The organism is Thalassospira sp. MCCC 1A01148, assembly GCF_001613795.1.
Taxonomy (GTDB): Bacteria; Pseudomonadota; Alphaproteobacteria; order Rhodospirillales; family Thalassospiraceae; genus Thalassospira.
In genome coordinates this window covers 484497-503003 of the sequence record NZ_LPVZ01000020.1, presented here as the reverse complement: position 1 = coordinate 503003, position 18507 = coordinate 484497, and the positions used below count along the sequence as shown (strand labels likewise).

At 49.8% G+C, this 18507-nt stretch carries 18 protein-coding genes; 13 read left to right on the top strand and 5 right to left on the bottom strand.

Going from position 1 to position 18507, the window contains the following annotated elements:
- Window positions 1–6 precede the first annotated feature (6 nt).
- A complete protein-coding gene (locus tag AUQ43_RS11825; protein ID WP_232310665.1) occupies window positions 7–1041 on the bottom strand; it encodes a nucleoside recognition domain-containing protein in 1035 nt (344 codons plus the stop codon).
- 201 nt (window positions 1042–1242) lie between these two features.
- Between AUQ43_RS11825 and AUQ43_RS11820 the strand changes: the two genes are divergently transcribed.
- The 4 genes from AUQ43_RS11820 to AUQ43_RS11805 all read left to right on the top strand — a co-directional run bounded on the left by AUQ43_RS11820 (window position 1243) and on the right by AUQ43_RS11805 (window position 4226).
- Window positions 1243–1704, top strand: a complete 462-nt coding sequence (locus AUQ43_RS11820) for an Lrp/AsnC family transcriptional regulator (RefSeq protein ID WP_062956472.1) — start codon at window positions 1243–1245, stop codon at window positions 1702–1704.
- Window positions 1705–1816: 112 nt separating this feature from the next.
- Window positions 1817–2158, top strand: a complete 342-nt coding sequence (locus tag AUQ43_RS11815; protein ID WP_114129791.1) for a hypothetical protein — start codon at window positions 1817–1819, stop codon at window positions 2156–2158.
- A gap of 92 nt (window positions 2159–2250) precedes the next feature.
- Window positions 2251–3747 carry a multicopper oxidase family protein gene (locus AUQ43_RS11810; RefSeq protein WP_062956470.1) on the top strand — a complete coding sequence of 499 codons (1497 nt, stop codon included), beginning with the start codon at window positions 2251–2253 and terminating at the stop codon, window positions 3745–3747.
- Window positions 3748–3785: 38 nt separating this feature from the next.
- Window positions 3786–4226, top strand: a complete 441-nt coding sequence (locus tag AUQ43_RS11805; RefSeq protein WP_062956469.1) for a DUF411 domain-containing protein — start codon at window positions 3786–3788, stop codon at window positions 4224–4226.
- A gap of 121 nt (window positions 4227–4347) precedes the next feature.
- On the opposite strand, the gene AUQ43_RS11800 is transcribed toward AUQ43_RS11805, so the two are convergent.
- The gene (locus tag AUQ43_RS11800; RefSeq protein WP_062956468.1) at window positions 4348–5127 is read right to left on the bottom strand and encodes a class I SAM-dependent methyltransferase; all 780 of its coding nucleotides are present in this window, start codon (window positions 5125–5127) and stop codon (window positions 4348–4350) included.
- The gene (locus AUQ43_RS20625; RefSeq protein ID WP_062956467.1) at window positions 5127–6002 is read right to left on the bottom strand and encodes a trans-aconitate 2-methyltransferase; all 876 of its coding nucleotides are present in this window, start codon (window positions 6000–6002) and stop codon (window positions 5127–5129) included. The genes AUQ43_RS11800 and AUQ43_RS20625 overlap by 1 nt, the downstream gene beginning before the upstream one ends.
- A 288-nt stretch (window positions 6003–6290) precedes the next feature.
- On the opposite strand from AUQ43_RS20625, the gene AUQ43_RS11790 reads away from it, so the two are divergent.
- The 7 genes from AUQ43_RS11790 (at window position 6291) to AUQ43_RS11760 (ending at window position 14240) form a co-directional block, all read left to right on the top strand.
- Entirely contained in the window at window positions 6291–7457 is a 1167-nt protein-coding gene (locus AUQ43_RS11790) for a glycosyltransferase (RefSeq protein WP_062956466.1), read from the top strand.
- A 17-nt stretch (window positions 7458–7474) separates the two neighbouring features.
- The gene (locus tag AUQ43_RS11785; RefSeq protein WP_147250432.1) at window positions 7475–8404 is read left to right on the top strand and encodes a polysaccharide deacetylase family protein; all 930 of its coding nucleotides are present in this window, start codon (window positions 7475–7477) and stop codon (window positions 8402–8404) included.
- 74 nt (window positions 8405–8478) lie between these two features.
- Window positions 8479–9624: a glycosyltransferase gene (locus AUQ43_RS11780; RefSeq protein WP_147250433.1), complete on the top strand. Its 1146-nt coding sequence runs from the start codon at window positions 8479–8481 to the stop codon at window positions 9622–9624.
- Complete coding sequence (locus AUQ43_RS11775; RefSeq protein WP_062956463.1) at window positions 9625–10947, top strand: O-antigen ligase; 1323 nt, start codon at window positions 9625–9627, stop codon at window positions 10945–10947. It abuts the gene before it with no gap.
- Entirely contained in the window at window positions 10948–12021 is a 1074-nt protein-coding gene (locus AUQ43_RS11770) for a GNAT family N-acetyltransferase (RefSeq protein ID WP_062956462.1), read from the top strand. It abuts the gene before it with no gap.
- The gene (locus AUQ43_RS11765) at window positions 12018–12767 is read left to right on the top strand and encodes a class I SAM-dependent methyltransferase (RefSeq protein ID WP_062956461.1); all 750 of its coding nucleotides are present in this window, start codon (window positions 12018–12020) and stop codon (window positions 12765–12767) included. Before AUQ43_RS11770 ends, AUQ43_RS11765 begins: the two co-directional genes overlap by 4 nt.
- 54 nt (window positions 12768–12821) lie before the next feature.
- Window positions 12822–14240 (top strand): lipopolysaccharide biosynthesis protein, encoded by a 1419-nt coding sequence (locus AUQ43_RS11760; protein WP_062956460.1) that lies wholly within the window; start codon window positions 12822–12824, stop codon window positions 14238–14240.
- Here AUQ43_RS11760 and wecB read toward each other — a convergent pair.
- Window positions 14233–15351 carry a non-hydrolyzing UDP-N-acetylglucosamine 2-epimerase gene (gene wecB, locus AUQ43_RS11755; RefSeq protein WP_062956459.1) on the bottom strand — a complete coding sequence of 373 codons (1119 nt, stop codon included), beginning with the start codon at window positions 15349–15351 and terminating at the stop codon, window positions 14233–14235. The two genes, AUQ43_RS11760 and wecB, sit on opposite strands and share 8 nt — an antisense overlap.
- Window positions 15348–16556, bottom strand: a complete 1209-nt coding sequence (locus AUQ43_RS11750; protein WP_147250434.1) for a glycosyltransferase — start codon at window positions 16554–16556, stop codon at window positions 15348–15350. Before AUQ43_RS11750 ends, wecB begins: the two co-directional genes overlap by 4 nt.
- Before the next feature lie 327 nt (window positions 16557–16883).
- Here AUQ43_RS11750 and AUQ43_RS11745 point away from each other — a divergent pair, with 327 nt between their 5' ends.
- Together AUQ43_RS11745 and AUQ43_RS11740 are read left to right on the top strand one after the other, a co-directional pair.
- Window positions 16884–17654, top strand: a complete 771-nt coding sequence (locus tag AUQ43_RS11745; protein ID WP_181838530.1) for a trans-aconitate 2-methyltransferase — start codon at window positions 16884–16886, stop codon at window positions 17652–17654.
- Between the two features lie 3 nt (window positions 17655–17657).
- A complete protein-coding gene (locus AUQ43_RS11740; RefSeq protein ID WP_062956456.1) occupies window positions 17658–18506 on the top strand; it encodes a glycosyltransferase family A protein in 849 nt (282 codons plus the stop codon).
- Window position 18507 lies beyond the last annotated feature (1 nt).

Below are 18507 nucleotides of genomic sequence, written 5' to 3'. Positions count from 1 at the left end.
ATTTCCTTACTCCGCATTCTCGGTTGCAAGTTGCGCGCGCTCCGGCGCCCAGCGGAGCGTCAGTCGGGCCAGAAGGGCGATGATGATCAAAGTCAGGATCACCCGCCCGACAAGCACGACCCAGATATCGGCACCGAGCGCCAGCATGATCGCGGTGTCCTCGATCAGGGAATGCGAAAGCGACAGCCAACTCAGCGACAGGAAAAGCGTGCGTTTGGGGTAATTGTTCTTGCGCGCCTCATCAATGATCAGCGCCCCGCCATAGGTAATGCCAAGCAATACGCCAATGGTGGTTACCGGTGCCACATCGCGCGAGATGCCCGAAATGCGCAGCATTGGCATCATCGCCTGTGTGATGCGCGCCGTGATCCCGGTTTTTTCCAGGATATCAAGCAGCACGAGCAACCCGACAATCACGCCAAAGGTCACCAGAAGCGATTTGACCATCTGGATTGACCAGTCGATCCATCCGGCCAGACCGCTGGCGGCGGCTGTCGTGTCGCTGCCGACCATCCAGGAAAAATCAACCGGCTCTGACAACCATCCGGTCATGTCACTGACCCATGTTACTAGCGCGCCATAGGCAACCGCTGCGCCAACGCGAAGGGCGGTGGTGGCCCAAAAACTGGCCCCGGCCCGTTTGACAATCGCCTGTTCAACCGGCAGGCCGTGGGCAAACAGCATCATCGCACAAAGCGCGCTGAGTTGTGCGGCTGTCATATCAAGATGGGCCGCCAGCCCGACAAAGGCCCCGACCGCGCCATACATGCTGACCAGCATACAGGTCGCCCAGATCAACCCGGCCTCTGGCGGCAGGCCGATCAATGCCATGACGGGTGTCAGCCACGCGGATACCAGATCAACCGCGCCGAATTCCTCGGCAATCCGGACGATCACCATCACCGGCAACATTACCTTGATCAGGGTGATGAACAGTTTCTGGCTACGGTTGATCAGATCAAAGGCATAGCGGTGCATGGGGCGGCAATCCATCTTCGGTGTTCGGGCACGTCCGGTCTGTTGCCGGTCGCGGTTTTTCATAAAGGCTTCACGTTCTCGTCGGCAACATCGCGTGGGGCGCAGGTGCCAATATTCCCGTACCACAACCTTTATCGTTGCGGCCCAAGTCTGTCGAGGAACGCGATCATGCCACGGCCTTTCAAATTTAGTGCAGCGTATTTGTGTGTCTTCGTGCAATATGGCAGCGTTGATTGACCTATTGACGCTGTGGAGTTGTGCAAAGTGCCTGAGCTGGATCAGATCGATACCAAAATCCTGCGCCAGTTGCAGGAAAACGCCGATATCCCCAATGCCGAGCTGGCTGACCGGATTGGCCTTTCGCCATCTGCCTGTTTGCGCCGCGTGGCAAAATTGCGCCAGTCGGGCGTCATCCGCAAAACCGTCGCGGTGATTGATCCGGCGATGGTCGAACGCCCGCTTGGGGCGGTGATCAATCTCGAATTTCATCGCCATGGCAATCAGTTCCGGCAGGATTTCATTCGCAAGGTTCGTGAACTTGATGCCGTGCGCCAGTGCCATGTTGTCACTGGCGAGGTCACCGGTGTCATGATCCTGCAAATGCGCGATATGGTGGAATACACAGCCCTTTGCGAAACGCTTTTTGATGCTGATGACAATATCGTCTGGTACCGCACCTACATCATCACCGAAACGCTCAAGGACGAATATGGTCCTTCATTTTAGGGTTCCGGGTCTGGCCTGGTGCGCGTGGGTTTTGGCAATGGTCATGTGATTGCCACAGTTTGATATGATCAAGATCATGGACGCGCCAATCGGACCGGGATACCTTCCGCCTATGAAGAAGCTGTTTCATATCCTCATGACGTTGTGTTTGCTTGCGACCTCGGTTGTGGGCATGGCGCATATGTCCGGCCCGGCTTCGGCAATGCCGATGGCGGCTGTGGGCATGTCTGATGGTGCCATGGAACAGATGATGGCCGACTGCGATGATTGCACGGCCACACCCGCTGTAAGCGATACGTGCGACATCATCTGCGCTGTCCCGGCCGTGATTGCCCGCAAGGAACCGCTTGCAAAGGTCCTTTTGGTCGCAGGGATTTATATCCTGCCGGTGGCTCATCTTGCCAATGGCATCACCCGGCGCCCCGAAATCGCCCCGCCCCGACTTCTTTCCTGACCAGACGCGGCTGCGGGATTTTTCATCCCGCGCGTCGCCATGCGCCCGGCTTTGATGCCGGGAATTCTCCATATGTCAGGAAAGTCATTCTTATGAAGACCCAATCCATTTTGCGTCCGTCGCGGCGCGGATTTCTGCAAACATTGGGGGCAGGCAGTGCAGCTGCCGCGGCCCTTGGTGTTATCCCCGGTTTCGGACGGGGCTTGGCCCATGCAACCAATAGCAACGCGATCCACCATGTGACCGCCGCCCCCACCAGCGTCAATCTTCTTCCCGGTGGGGGGATGCAAACCCCCGTCTGGGCGTATAACGGCACGGTGCCCGGCGGTTTGCTGCGTGTGAAACAGGGCGAAGACGTTAATGTTCGGTTTGACAATCAGCTGTCTGAGGCCAGCAGCATTCACTGGCACGGGGTGCGTGTTCCCAATGCCATGGATGGTGTGCCGGGCCTGACCCAAAAGCCGGTCGCCCCGGGCGAGACATTTGATTATCGCTTTAATGCCCGCGATGCCGGGACCTATTGGTATCACCCGCATATCAATTCACCGACCCAACTCGCCCGCGGGCTTTATGGCGCCCTGATTGTCGAGGAAGCCGAACCTGTTGCTGTTGATCGGGAATTTGTCTGGTTGATTGACGACTGGCGTCTGGGGGGAACTGGCGAAATCGATCCGACCTTTAATGGCGGGCACGATGTTGGTCACGCCGGGCGGCTGGGCGAACTGGTCACCATCAATGGTGTGGCAAATCCCGCTATTGCGGTGCGTCCGGGCGAACGTATTCGGTTGCGTCTGATCAACACCGCCAATGCCCGGGTGTTTGCCATCGACTTTGCTGGCTTGGCACCGCATCTGGTGGCACTTGATGGGCATCCGGTCACACCGCACGTGCCCGACACGCCGGTCTTTTTGTTTGCGCCGGGCATGCGGGCTGATTTCATTCTGGATGTGCCGCCAGATGCCAGCGGTGATTTTGCCGTGATCGACCGCTTTTTTGATGGGTTGGAAAATCCGTTGGCACGCCTGCGCGTGCAGGGGAATCCGGTACGCGGTGATATCGCACAGACTAGCATGGCCTTGCCAGACAACCCCTTGCCGGAACCCGATCTGCAAAATGCCCGCCGTGAACAGTTGCTTTATACCGGTGGCATGATGGGCGGTGGTGTTTTGCGTCATCTGGTTGAAACCGGCAAGATCGAGGCCGGCTTCCTTGGTGAAGTGCGCAGCATGGCACAGTCCATGATGGGCATGATGACCGGCGGCGGTGTCTGGATGGTCAATGGCCGCGATCCGGAACGTGATGAGTTGGGGCCGCTTTTCTCACTCGGAAACGGCGAGAGTTGCGTGGTGACTGTGACCAACGCAACGGCCTGGTATCACCCGATCCATCTGCATGGTCATGCCTTCCGCGTGCTGTCACGCGATGGGCAGCCGACCCGCTATCAGGAATGGCAGGATACGGTTCTTCTCGCTCCGGCCGAGCAGGCCGAAATCGCCTTTGTTGCCGATAACCCCGGTGACTGGATGCTCCATTGTCACATTCTCGAACACAAATTCGGCGGCATGTCAGGCTTCATCCGAACCGCCTGACGCGCAAAATTGAAATTACAAGAAACAGGATCAAAACCATGAAACGCTTCTTTGCATTTATGTTCGCAGTCGGGCTGATAACAATTGGCCTGAACACCCAAAGTCACGCGGGCCCCTTGCAGGCAACAGTCTATAAGGACCCGAATTGCGGTTGCTGTGCGGTTTATGCGGATTACCTGATCAGACGTGATGTTGAGGTCGAGGTGGTTGAAAGCGATCAGGTCGTTCAGATGTCACGCATGACGGGAATCCCCGAAGACATGCAGGGCTGCCATCTGACCATGATCGACGGCTATGCCATTTCCGGTCATGTTCCCTTTGAAACCATTGAGCGCATTCTGGCCGAACGTCCCGAAGCCAAGGCCTATACCCTGCCAGGCATGCCGATGGGATCGCCGGGTATGGGCGGGGTCAAGAATGCCCCGTTCCAGACCTATCAGATCCATGATCGAACGGCCGAAATCTACGACGTTCGCTAAGCCTATTAAACAGCCCGGCTCCTTGATGGTAGGGCCGGGCTTAAACAGACTTAGCGCAAACGTGTAAGTCGCCATTGCAAGTGTAGCTCAGAATACGTCTTAAGGCTTATCGAAGCGCGAGTTACTTCTTGGTGGCGACACCTATCAGCATGTGTGCGTATTTGTGCGGGTCTACAAACGGCGACAATGCAAGCGCCGAGAGGCGGCTGAGCTTGCCGTAAGGAACCCCGTATGCGTGGTGCATGTGCCGGTTCAGCCCCTCGCGGGTGTAGATTGGCTCGATGTGTTTGGTTTCAAAGTTGTTGATTTTAAACTCGTTTGCCAGTTCATCTGGCTCCAAGCGCCACTGATAGAACTCGTTGACAGCTTCGTCCTTTGCCGGTGCGCCGTTCTTAGCGTCAATCGCCTTCAGCCGGTGATTGTAAAACGGAACGCTAATAATAAGTGTCCCGCCGGGTTTCAGGACACGATAAGCTTCCTGGAAACAGTCCTGCATACCATTTTCAAAATGCTCAAATGTTCCCCACGAAATATAAAAATCGAAGAAATTGTCTTCGAACGAGGTTTTTCGAATATCTTCGCGCACAAAGTGCATATCGGGGAATTCGGAACGAAGTGCTTGGACAGTAGGGGTGCTGAGGTCAAGGCCGTATGGCTCATAACCAAGATCTCTCAGTAAAATACACCATTCACCAAGTCCACAGCCACCGTCAAGTACCCGGACACCTTTGCTTGCGGTTGGCGCATACTTCCGCACAACCTTGTACTCGGGTCGAACCTTTATTCGCCACTGTGCGCGTCGCTGATTGTCAATTTTCTTCCAGTTCTCTGTCCAATGATTGTCCAGGCGGTCTTCTTCGGTGAGGCTTGGATCAGACTTGGTTGAATAGTCGGCTCTCATCATGAAACTCTATTGTTTTTTGTCGGTGCTGGGTCGTTTAAGGCAATCACGACATAAAAGACTGGAAAAATCGGTGCATACCGATCAGCTTTTATTGCTTTAAATAACAGCCATTTATATGTCTTGCTGAATTTTTTTCTTATAGAAATCCTGAAGATGTTTTCCCAAAAAGTAATGAAGAAAAAATGTAGGAGAGAGGTGAAAAGACCTCCAATCGGAAGCACTTCAACCTTGCTATTCCAGAAAGCTTCCTCAATTCGCCGTAGGCTATACTGGCGCCATCCGTGCCATAAGTACAAGAAAAGAGAAGTTGGACCAGGGACAATATGAACTTGTTTGCCTCCGGGTTTGAGCCATTTACGTATTTTGTTTGGGAATTCTGGATCGAAAGGGATGTGCTCAAGTGCCGAGTTTGTATAAACTAGATCAAATTTGGGCTCAAACTCCGACGCGAGAATGTCGCCTTGCGAGAATGATGTAACAAATTTGCCGCTAGTGGGGTCAGCAAAGCGGTTATGAATATCGGTTCCGTGCCATTTCCCGGTCAGGCCAGCTTTTTCGAACAACTGGACTGACCTTCCCGATCCGCACCCGATATCAAGAATGGAAATGTTGCTTGGTTCTATAGATGCCTTATCGATAATGAGCTTTGATAGACACTGGGTAATGAACTGTTCCGATAAGCCTCGCCCCGGTGACCACGTATGTATGTTAGTCCGTGATCTGAACAGTGAAGATGTCGAAAAACTATTTGCTTTCAATTTTTTTGCTGGCCGCAGATTTAGCCAGAAGTTTTGAATGAGGTACAAAAGGCGTGATTTGAAACCTCGGATCCCATCTCCATTAATTTCAGTTCGGTAATCCACCTCGGTCATCCTGTATGAGTCAAAGAAAGTTAGTGGAATTTGCCAGACTAATACACTGATGACAATTGATGTTCAGACGGTTAGTTTCTTGGCGCAATCCAGCTTGCGGTAAAATCAGTTTTTCCTCATGTGTAAGCTTGGTTCGGTTTTCTCGAAACCGGTCCATCTGTTTTGGTTGGGCTGTTGCTGTAACCGGTTTAGGACATTTGTTTTAGGAGCGAAAGCAGCAAAATTTGCCAGATAGGCCTAGCTGCTCGGGAAATGTAACTATGGGTATTGTGTTTCGGATTGGCCCGAATGGCTAGTGTTGCAAGAATTTCGATTATTATTCGGTCACTTGAGCGTGGCGGTACCGAAACGCACTTGCTGCGAACTTTACCTGCTATTGCAGAATGTGGTTTCGACATTGAGGTTTTTTGTTTCGAGCGTCCAGGGGAACTCGCTGCAAAAATGCGAGAACAGAAAATCAGAGTCGTTACTCCCCCGTTCAGCGGATGGGTGAGGCACATTCCTCTAGTGTTTAAGCCGATTACGACGGTTTGGACCTGCCTGTTTTTCCTTTACTATTTATTTTCACGAAATCCGAACATTGTTCATTTTTTCTTACCTGCCGCATACCTGCTTCTGGGGCCAATTTCCCTACTGCATTCTTCAAAGAAAGTAATGAGTAGGAGGAGTTTGAATCGTTACCTCGCCAAATATCCGAAATGGGTTCGTCAGACTGAACAATTTCTGCATGGTAAGATGTCTTTGATACTAGCGAATTCTAACGCCGTTATCAGGGAACTCACCCAAACCGAATTCGTGCCGCGCGAAAAGCTGAGTTTGGTCTATAACGGCGTCCCTGACCTCACAAAAACAATATGTCCAGATGTTCAAACTGTCAGAGAGGAACTGGGAATACGAAAAGAAACGGTTGTGTTCCTCTTTGTGGCAAATTTGTTACCCTACAAGGGCGGGGTAGACCTCATCAAGGCTTGCTGCCTTCTTGGAGAAAATAGTTCACTTAGTTCTGAGTGGTGCCTGATAATTGTTGGTGACAACAGGGCAGGAAAACAACATGAAATGGAGCAACTTGCGGAAGAGAACTCTATCAGGTCGCGATTGCATTTTGTTGGGAAGCAGCCGAATATCGACAGATATCTTGCTATCGCAGATATCGGGGTGTTGGTGTCTCATGAAGAAGGGTTTTCAAACTTCGTTTTAGAGGGAATGTCAGCCGGAATTCCAATGATCGTTTCTGATGTCGGAGGCAATCCCGAAGCAGTTGTAAATGGGGTAACCGGTATGGTTGTTCCGCCCCACAATGCCAATGAACTCGCAACTGCCATGTCCTATCTGATAGATAATCGTGATGATGCCGACAAAATGGGACGTGCAGCTCAAGTTCGAGCTAGAGAAGAGTTTTCAATCATGCAGTCAGTAAGCGGTTATTGTCAGGTTTATCAATCTCTTGATAAGTGAGTTAATTTGGAATCTAGGTGGCAAATCAAGCTTTATGCGTATCAGGACCGGTTCACGCTATTTATATGATAAACAAATATAAGGTTCTACTCACCAAGATAAGGTGTCGGGTGTGTCCCGGTGCTTACAAGAGAGCACTCATCAAATGGGCGCAACAAGTTGGTTTGAAAACGCCAACTCTGTTGCTTTCATTTGATTGCGATACGAGCAGGGACGCCAAAGCCTCACTTCATGTGCAAAGATATTTGCATAAATATGGGATAACTGCTGCTTTTGCTGTGCCAGGCGAACTTTTAGACGCTAACTGGGGCGACTACAGTGAGTTGCTTGATCTTGGCGCGAAATTCGTCAATCACGGCTATCGTTGCCATGCTGAAGTTGATGATAAGACAGGAAAACCATTTTCAACCTTTACCTATCGCGATGCGACAGACGAAGTGTGGAAAGAGGATATCTTGCTTGGCCACAGGCTGTTGACTAAATTAACAGGGGAAGAGCCGCAAGTATTTAGAACGCCGCATTTCGGCGAATTTAACAGCCTGAAGCAGTTAGAAAACTTGTATCGATACTTGAGTACTTTGGGCTACCGTGTGTCTAGTTCGACGACTCCGGTTTTTGGAGTGATTAATGGTGGAGCTTATTCCGTCGCTCCTGGTTTGGTCGAGCTTCCCTTGAATGGCTGTTTGAGCAAACCGACTCAATTAATCGATAGTTGGGGATTTCTGTCTGCCCCAGATGCTCTTGGCAGGGAGAAACTCGTCGACGAACTTGGGCAATATGTCCAACTATTTGAGAAAAACGTGCCTGTGCTTTTAAACTTGTATTTCGATCCCGCAGATATTGCGAACGAAGTAGAAGTGCTTGAGGCACTGTCAAAATTGTCAGTTGGGCATTCTTTGGGGTTGGATGACAGGGAAGTCTCCTCTTTAGCCAAGAATGTAATGTGATAGCAATGAGTGGTTCGCCTAGAATTCTTGTTATTGGCTACTGCTATCCTCCGACTGCGAGCCCGGAAGGGTTTGTGACCGCAAAGCTGCTGCGTAGTCTGCCAGACTGTCGTGTAGATGTTCTCACATTGGAGAACGGATTAGTTTCAACAGTAATTGATAGTGGTATGGGGAGTTACGCTGAGGGGATCAACGGCAGTGTTTATCGGGTTTCTGGAATGAAAACCCTGAAAAAGATATGTCAATTCCCTCGTTTGCCCTTTCGTCCAGATAGGTGGATGCTATTCAACCCTGCGATTTATCGGAAAGCATGCAAACTGATCTCGCAAGGGAATTATGACTGCCTTGTGACGCGCTCGCAGTATCACTCTTCCCATCTTGTCGGCCTCTCGCTAAAAAAATTGTATCCGGATCTCCCTTGGATTGCATGCTTCTCTGATCCTTGGTCGAACGCGGACCATCAGGCAGTTGTTCCATTTTTCTCCAGCTGGAGCAAGCAGCGGGAAAAAAGAGTTCTAGATGTTGCTGATCGCTTGGTTTTTCCTACCGATAGAATGCAGAACCATTTTACCGGGCATCAATCTTCTTTGGACAGAAAAGCTATGGTTCTGCCGCATGCCTTCGATCCTGAACTTTATGAAACTGTCGCAACCGGGAAAAGTAATGATCGTGAAAGCTTTACGCTGCGGCTCTTTGGCTCGTTCTACGGAACCAGGAGACCTGATGTGCTTTTCTCGGCCATTGACCAATTGAAGATAGAGCAAGGACAAAGCCTAACGTTTGAGATTTATGGGCCTTGGTATGAGGCTTACGAGAGTTTATCGCATCGCTTCCCGAGCACATCTGTGAAACATGTTAAACATCAAGGACAAGTCCCCCACATTGAAGCCTTGGCAAAGATGCAGGAAGCTGATCTGTTGGTGCTCGTAGATGCCCCCGGGGGAGGTAAGAGCATGTATCTGCCTTCTAAACTTGTTGATTACATCGGTAGTGGTCAGCCTATTCTGGCGCTTTGCAGGGAAGGCGTTGTGAGCAATGTTGTGCATAAGCTTGGAGGGCTGGTTGCTGAGCCCAACGACGTAAATGCAGTCACTGCCGCCCTGAAACGGAGTATCGGACTTAGGAGAGGTCGCCCTTTGAGCGCTATTGGACTGATTGAGGAATATCGGTCTGAAAATGTGGGAGCGAAGTTTCGCGCAATGATTGATGAGTTACTGTGAATGAGAGGTTTTCTTGAGAAAAGGTACGCTGTGCCTGATTTTTGGTACGGGGTTCTGGCCGCGACGCTTGTTCTCCTACCATTCATGCGCATTCGCATTGATTATCAGTATGTTGAGCTTTCGGGCGCGTCACAGTTCATTGTATTTGTTGTCGGATTTTTCGGCCTGACCCTTGCGGCAAGGGTGAAGGTCTCTTCTATAAAAACTCTTTTGCGAGATAGAGCGACCGTCCTTTTGGGACTTTGGTGTATTTACTCTTTTGCTTCAGTGTTCTGGGGGGAATATCCTTTACTGTCCCTCAAAAGAGCAATTTTGGCGATTTTCCCTGCAGTCATGGTTTATCTTGCTGCAGCTCTTGTTCTTCAGCCGGAAAAGGTAGCCAAAGGATTTGTTATTGGGCTTGCCGTGGTTACCGCAGTTTGTGTTGTTTACGCTCTCGTTGGCTTAATCGCGGATCTATGGAATACACCCTCGGGTGGCAGACACGCGACGGTCTATTTGTTTGGGATGGAGTTCTCTCAAGCTCTTGGTCAAAGACTTTTTCATATTAACGGAGAACTTATTCAACTGCAAAGGTTCTCCGGTTTTTTCCCGAACCCGAACGGATTGGGACTGGTGGCCGCGACATGCGTTTTGTTGCTGCTGGGGATTAGGCAATACGCTCAACCCAGAAGTGGAGTTCTGTTGGCAATCATGTTTGCTGGGGTAATACTCTCTGGCTCGAGATCTGCGGTGCTTTTTTTGACATCGGGCTTCCTGTACTCGTTTTTGTGCCGAGCAGTCGATTACCGTTTCGTTGCTATAGTTATGGTGATTGGGGCTTTGTCCATTCCAGGTATGATCGTGCTGACGGAAAGCGGCATGTTTCAGTTCTCGCCTCTTCCGGTTTGGGTTTTTCAGCAAGAGGCGCTCACTGCTACCACAAGAGGGACGTATCTTCTCGAGGCATCAAGAGCAGCCTTAACACATTGGATTTTCGGAGGTGGCTTCGGTGTAGGCGCCGAACTGTCGTTTGGCGATTATGCCGAAGACATGGCTGTGCATTCGGTATTCTTGAACGCAATTATTGAAACTGGCGTCGTAGGGTTAGCGCTGCTCTTGGTTATGTGGATAAATTTTGTTTTTGCGGGGAGTCGGATGGACCATGTTAATGTCGAGACTCATAAGCTTATGGTATGTGTTTCTGCTGCTTTGATGGCTCTTTTCGTTGCTCAGTCAGTTGATTTGAGTATTTCTCGTTTTCATTATATTCATTTAATGTTTTTCTTCTTGCTCGGGCTTGTCTCTTCTTTTCAAAGAGTTGAATTGGAAAAGAAGGTTTGAATGTTTCAGATCGTTCACCGTAAAGACTGCGATAGGGCTAATTGGGACGCGGCGGCCGATCGCTTTCCGGCTGCTTGGGCTTGGCATCGATCTACTCTCTTGGCGGCAAGAACTTCTTGGGCACGAACAGAAGACTACAGTTTTTGTGTCTGTGATCCTGCAAACGGGGGAAAAATTGTCGCCATTGTTCCGCTATTTCTGGTGCGCTCAAGCTTCATGCATTTCCTTGTAGGAGGGCACTTCGAGAGCACAGGGGCTCCTGCTCTTGATCCTGAGTTGCCTCGCCGGTCAGTAAAAAAAGTTCAGGAGTGTATCTTAAACACAATTGAAGGATATGCGGTGGCCAACAGGTTACGAAGGACAGATTTTTCAATCGCACCACTTAGCCCCGAAATACGGACAATAGCTCGGCCTTTTCCGAACCCGCTTTGTTTCTTGGGCGCGAAAGATGCGTCCACGCAGAGTTGGATGCTCAAACTTGATGTCAAGGGAGGGGACGGGGAATTATGGCGAGGGCTCGAACACAGAAGCCGAAAACAGATCAACAAGGCTGAACGTGCTGGCTTGGTAGCGGAAATCTTCACGCCGGACTTGCAGATACTTGAGAGCTACTATGAACTGCATCTTCAAACATGCCGCAGAAATGGAATTTCGCCGCACCGAAAAGAGTATTTCAGCGCGATTTTCCAGAGTGTCGCTCAGCAGGGATTGTGTAAAACCTGCGTCGTCCGCGTAGAAGGTAAGGTGCTGACAATACAGAACTTTTTGATTTATAAAGGGGGCGCGCTCTATTGGACCGTTGCCAGTAGTGATGATGCTTTGAGGTTGTGCGCAAACGATTATGGGATGTGGGCGGCGATTAAACATCTTCGCGCCATGGGAATGGAACATCTTGAGTGTGGCGAAGCATTTCCTGCCGTCATTGCAGGCAAACAACGCGGACTAAATGATTTCAAAAAATCGTTCGGGGGCCAGCTGTTTCCGTATTACCGAGGTTCAGTGTCCCACAGACCTCTTTTGGAGGGGGCTCTTGGCATGTTACGCCATTGCCGCAAAAGTGGAGCAGCGACTTGAACACCAATGAGAAAAGGCATTTTAACTCTTGTGCGGCGAACTATGAAACCGAGATCGGGGAAGAGTATCCGCAATGGTTGAAATGGCATTTGATTGAAAAACATGTGCCAGCCGGGCGCCGGGTGGCAGATATCGGTGGTGCGAACGGTCGCCACGCGATAGATGCTGCAAGGAAACTCTCTTGCGAGGTCATCTGTGTTGACCTCAGCGAAGGTATGCTTCAGCAACTGAAGACACGCGCCGGTTTCTCGGAAGATCGCAATACGAAGTCACCCTTTCCCGTTGTGGCGAAGGCACAAGAAATTCCTATCAGCGATAGTAGTGTTGATGCAGCCTGGTGCTACGCAACCTTGTTGCTGATGCCCGACCAGAAAACAGCAATTTCTGAAATTGTCAGAATTGTACGGCCTGGGGGCATCATTATTCTGGATATCGGGAACATCTGGAACTTGGGTTGGGTATACTGGAGGCGCTTTTACAAAAAGCTCGGCTTTCCCGGTATCTTCCCTCTCTCGCTCCGTCGTAGCCGTAAGCTAGCGAGTGCACTTGGTTGTGAGATAATCGAAAACACTCCCACCGGCCTATTGAGTCAACTACTGTATTTGCCCCTTGTAGATAAACGAACAAATCTGCGGGAGAAAATTCATGCGCATGGAAGGTATCCAGACCTTGATGGACGTTGGAGTTCGAAGGTTCCCTTTCTGGCCAACCGGTATTATCTGGTTTTGAGGAAAAAGGGCGACTAGTTGGGCGGACATTTGGTCACAAAGACTTGGCGTTTCTGCACCAGCGATCTAGGAATGAGATTTCTGGCAGAGGCGGCGGCACGCGGCAACAGCTTCATTGTGACCCCGCTTCTTTCGTGGGTGTTGGGAGCTGCAGTTTTCGGCAGTTACGCCCAGATACAGAGCCTGTCTTTCGCTTTCGTACCTATTGTCTCGGCGGGGCTGGGTTTTACTGTCATCCGTAAGGTGGCGGCTGGCAAGGAGCCTTCGAACTCGCCGGGTCTGTTGCTCTTTGCTGTTGGCTTGTTGACGGCCCTCTGTCTGCTTCTTGCTGGAATTCTGTGGGGGTTCTCTGAAAATGTTGGCAAACTCCTATCCCTAAGCTGGGACCCCGAACCCGTTTCACTTGTTCTGCTTTTGACTGGTCTGGCTTGGGCTACCGCGGTTGAGGCGCTAGTTCAGGAGTATTTCAGAGCGCAGAAATGGGTGCGATACTCAATTGCCATCCAGTTGACTGCAATATGCCTGCATTTGGCGGCGCTTTTTTCGTTGCTGGTTGCTGGAGGGTTGTCCATCTGGTCGGCGTTTTTAGCACTAATCCTTGTCAAACTGTCAGTAGTGATCTTTGTCCTGCTGAATGAATTACAACGAGGGCGGCGTAGAGTTGGGGCAATCTGGGATCGTCCACAGTTTATGGTGTTGTTTTCAGGCATTCCTTTCATGTTGGCTGGGCTGGCTGAATGGGCTGGTAACCTTGGCAGTAGGCTAATTGTTGGCCAATATCTGGGGGCTGAAATGGTAGCGCAATACACCGCTGCCGTGATGGTTCTTTCAGCAATTGTGGCGCTCGGAGCACCTTTCTGGTGGCTATTATTTCCAGAAATCATCCGCCACAAATCGAGTGGAAATATTGAACTTTGCAGCGAAGCAGTTCAAAGCCGGACGATGACTTTCCTTGAATTGTCACTACCGGTATTTGGCTGCCTATGCTTGATCGCGGACCCTGCTATTTCCTTACTTGTCAATACTCACGCGTCTGGAATGTCAGCCATTGTATTCGTGCTCGGTCTGGCGGTGTTAATCAATCAAGCGGCAACCGGCTGGGAATACTTTGTTATATCCGTTTCGTCTGGGAAAAGCTTGTTAGTCGCAACGGTTAGCTCTGCTTTGCTTGGCTTTTCTCTTGCCGTCATTCTTGCGTCAGAGTTCGGAATGTTGGGAATTGCACTTGGTATTCTGTTTGGTAAGTTGTTTTTGGCGACTGTATTCGTCGCAATTGCTGCACGTAAAGGGTTGTCAGGCCTGATTCTCAAACCTTGCAGAATCGCAATTATTATCTCTTTTTCGGTTCTTGCCTATTTTTCGGTTGAGTGGGTTGTGAGTGTTCTCTATCTGGAAAATATGGCGATGGAGATTGTTTCGGCTATTGTCTTGTTCCCGGTCTTCTATGGAGTGGGGTATCTGGCAATGATCCGGGGTTTCCGTTTTAAATGAAGCTTGCAATAATCTGGGCTATTCTTCCTGCAGCCTGTCCTTGTCCCTGAATTTTTTGCCACTCGCAGATTGCGTCTGCGTTCAGCTCTGTATTTAAATACGTTGCAACTTTGACGGACAGACTTTCTGCTCTGGACCCGACAAGGCATCCGAGTTCAAGCTCCATGATTTCTGGGCGTTCAGTTGTATCGCGAACAACGATAATGGGTACACCACAATACGGTGCTTCTTCCTGCATGCCGCCGGAGTCACTAATGACAAGGTCTGCATTGCCCAGCATGGCAATCATCGCTTTGTAAGGTAGCGGTTCTATGATCTTCAGGTTGTCAAAGAGTGAGTTGTCGTCGAAATTTTTCCTGATTACGTCTCTGATAGCTGGATTAGGATGTACAGGCCAGAGGAACGTGCAATTCTTGTTCTGTTGGATTGCAGCTTTTAGCTGGTGGCAAAACAGATCAAGTGTCCCATCAAGCGCTTCCCGTCGATGCATTGTTACAATAGCCAGTTTGCTTTCACGGCGCTTTTTTGTTGTCCCGTCAGAAGTACTTCCGTCCAGCAGTTTTTGAACGGAAACAAGTGTATCGATGCCCGGATTGCCAACAATATGAATGTTCTCTTCAGGTAACCCTTCTTGGATCAGGTTTTGAAAGGCCCTTGGCGTCGGCGCCAGATGCAGGGATGTAATGCGTGCAATCATTTGTCTGAGCCCCTCTTCCGGCCAGGGATTTTGAAGATCCCCGGTTCTTAAGCCGGCTTCGACATGCGCGACATGCACATTGCAGAGAAAGCCTGCCATGGCACCGGAAAACGCAGATATGGTGTCACCTTGGACTATAACAATATCGGGGCGATCTTTTGCAAACTCCTGTTTCAGGAGCGTAATAATCTTGTCCTGCATGTTGTCAAAGGTTTTGGCATTCGCCATTAAGTTGAAGTCATGATCTATTCTGATCCTCAGGCAATCCAAGGCTTGCACAAATAGTTCGCGATGTTGACCTGTCGAATAGACTTTGACTTCCTCATCCCCAATCTGTTCGCGCAAAGCACGTACGACCGGCGCGAGTTTTATGACTTCGGGGCGAGTGCCTAGAATAACAGCGATCTTCGTCATGCAGCTCCATTGCTCCCGTCATTGTGCGTTTGATGGTTCGGGAGCATGTCCAGTTCTGCAGCTGTCAATAACTGAAACATTCTCTTGTTGCTGGTGTCCGGGTCGAACAGGATCTCGAATTTTTCCCGGGTATCTCTTCCAGACAGTTCTCGATCAGATGGGGTGTCAATAAGACTCCCTATAGCTTTGGCGTAGCTCTGTGGCTGTCCGTCTACCCAATGTATCGCGATACCATCGTACTCTTTTGGTAAGCGATATTTTGGAGTGTTGAGGACAATGGGTAGGCCTACGAGACCTGCTTCGATGACAGTCTTGGGTATCTCGGCAAACTCTGTGTACCCGACAAACGCGTCGAAGTTTTTGAGTTTTGTAACAAGCTCTTTGTTTTCCATGCGAGGGACGAGTTTTACGCGGTGCGACATCCTCTGAGATCTAATCCAGTTCTCGATCAATCGTCTATTTGGGCCATCTCCGATGATGGTTAGCGTGGTAAATGGAGTCTGTTGAACAGCTTCAAGGATAGGTAAGACCGATTTTCCTGTGATCAGTCTGCCAACAGTTACAAGACTAAAGAGCTTTTCTGCTTGTTGATAATTGGCTTTTACGTCCTCGCTAGCGACAGCAACAGCATTCGGGATCAAGTGTGTCTTGGAATGGTATCTAAGAGGGACTGTCTCAAGAGCAGGACTGTAAACAGGTGCTAGGAAATCGATCTTCGAGTGCGTGTATCGTCTCGCCATGCTTTCAAGTATACTAAGCAACAGCTCTTTGCCCCTTTTTGATGAACCTGACGGCTGATATGTATGCGTTGTGTGAATGCTGGCGACGCTTTTGCACTGATAGTGTTTGCCTAAGATCGAAGCCACCATTCCTGCGAATGTATCACCGTAACCGCGTACCGAGACTTTTTCGTCCTCAGCAAAAGCAACATTCAACCTACGGATAACAAATGCCCGGACAAGCGGAGGAAGCATCATAGTTCTTGCAAAGCCCTTTAAGCAGAGCAGATCAACAGACCGAAATTCGTACTCGACCAGACCGCATAGCTTTTGCAGGTCCTCCTCGGATGGCGAGTCAGGAGCCAGTGATACAACAACAATCCGTGAAAAGCCCCGCGCCGGGTTAAAGTAACCTGGCGGCGTTTCTCCTTTGACCGTCCATTCGGAAACGCGTCCTGCGACAATGACGACTAAGGTATTTGGCAACGGATACCGCCAACTTCATTCCAAGCAAAAGATAAGTTCGTTTATGTATCTCGACTTGTTGGCGTTGAGCAAGCGTATTGACCGGAAAAGTTCCTTGCGCAGCTGACCTGCATGAGGTCTATATTATCTCTGCGCGAGGTTGTTGTTTCTCGACAGTGACTTGTTTGCGTAGATTTGACGTGCAAGTTTGCAATGTGGCACGCAACAAATTTACACGTGCTTCTGGCGGACGAGGCGATAGCGCTTTTGCTGTAAAGCTGATCAGTTCTGCTGATGAAATCTGGGTTTACGCAGTGTTGGAAGCAGCGATATATTTGGATATTTATAATGCGTTTAGTTGTGCTTTGGGTTGTTCGCCTGCTCTCGTGGCTGTATCGAATTATTCCCGGAAAAGTTAGAGGCGGAATTGTTTTCGGGCTGTTGATGATGGAATCCAGAATTGGCGCTCCAGCGCAGTCATTGCCACGTTTGTACGCAATTAAAGACAATCTTGAGCGACTGCTCTCGGAGCGTGCTATGGCGTATGAAGGGGGTGAGCACCCGAAACACCGCCTTATGATGTATCACGACTTTTTTATTAAGAATATCTCCCCGAACAGCGTTGTTGTGGATATCGGTTGTGGATACGGGGCCGTCGCACGATCGGTTGCTGCGAATGTGCCGGGCTGCCGTGTAATCGGTGTAGAGATGGACGAAGCTCGTTACGAACAAGCTGTTGCTTCTCGAAATCCGGATAATCTCCACTTCGTTTTTGGTGATGCATTTGAGGTTTTGCCTGAAGAAACTGCGGATACTGTCATTCTTTCCAATGTTCTTGAACACATAGAAGACAGGCAGGGCTTTCTTCGTCGTATAGTTGAGGTGTTGTCACCTTCGCAGATTCTCATCCGGGTACCCGCTTTCGAACGTGAATGGCATGTTCCTATGAGGAAGGAACTCGGCATTACTTACTTCAACGACAGAACTCATTTCATTGAACACACGGTTCATGAATTCGAAAAAGAGATGTCTGACGCAGATATTGAAATTGCAAGCTTAGGGACCACTTGGGGTGAGATATGGGCTGTTTGCCTCCCTATGGTACGCAAGGAGCACTAATTTATGTTGCCGTCCGTGTCCGTAATTATCCCATGCTATAACGGTCATGAGTTTCTGGCTCAGGCAATTGACTCTGCGCGTAAGCAGACGGTCTCTCCGTTAGAGATTATCGTGATTGACGACGGTTCGGACAATTCGAAAACTATAAGTTTCCTTGACGAAATTTCTGATGATATCCGCCTGATCAGGCAGGAAAACAGGGGTTTGCCAAGTGCACGTAACCGTGGTTTTCAAGAAGCCAAAGGGGAGTATGTTTTGCCCCTCGACTGCGACGACTGGCTTGAGCCAGATTTCATTGAAACTGGTATGAAACTGATATTGGCGGAAGAAGATGTTGATTTCGTGTTTTCGTGGCTTTCGCTAGAAGCAGAGTCATCAGGAATTCTCAAGAAAAACTACAATTTCTTTGAGCAGCTTTTCCTGAACCAGTTACCGTATTGCTTGCTGCAACCTAGAAAAACTTGGCAGGAGCTTGGTGGTTATGATGAAGCCATGCGCCAAGGTTACGAAGACTGGGAATGGAACATTCGTCTAGGCAAGATGGGATACAAGGGGGCGGTGATCAATAAGCCGCTGTTCCATTATCGCGTTCAGTCGACTGCCATGCTTGCAAGTATTTCGAGGCGCAAGCACGTCGACCTTTGGATGTTTATCCGAGCGAAACACGCCGAACTCTATTCTTGGAGCAACCTTGTATCCACATGGAAGCAGTGGAAGCCCTACAAGTCCACCCGGTCACTTAATCTCTATTTCGGTTGGGAGATTCTATACAGAATTTTGCCGAAATCATTGTTCCGTGTGCTTGTAGCCGCATTGTTTTCGCACTCACATTCAGCGCGCTTCAAGAAATAAC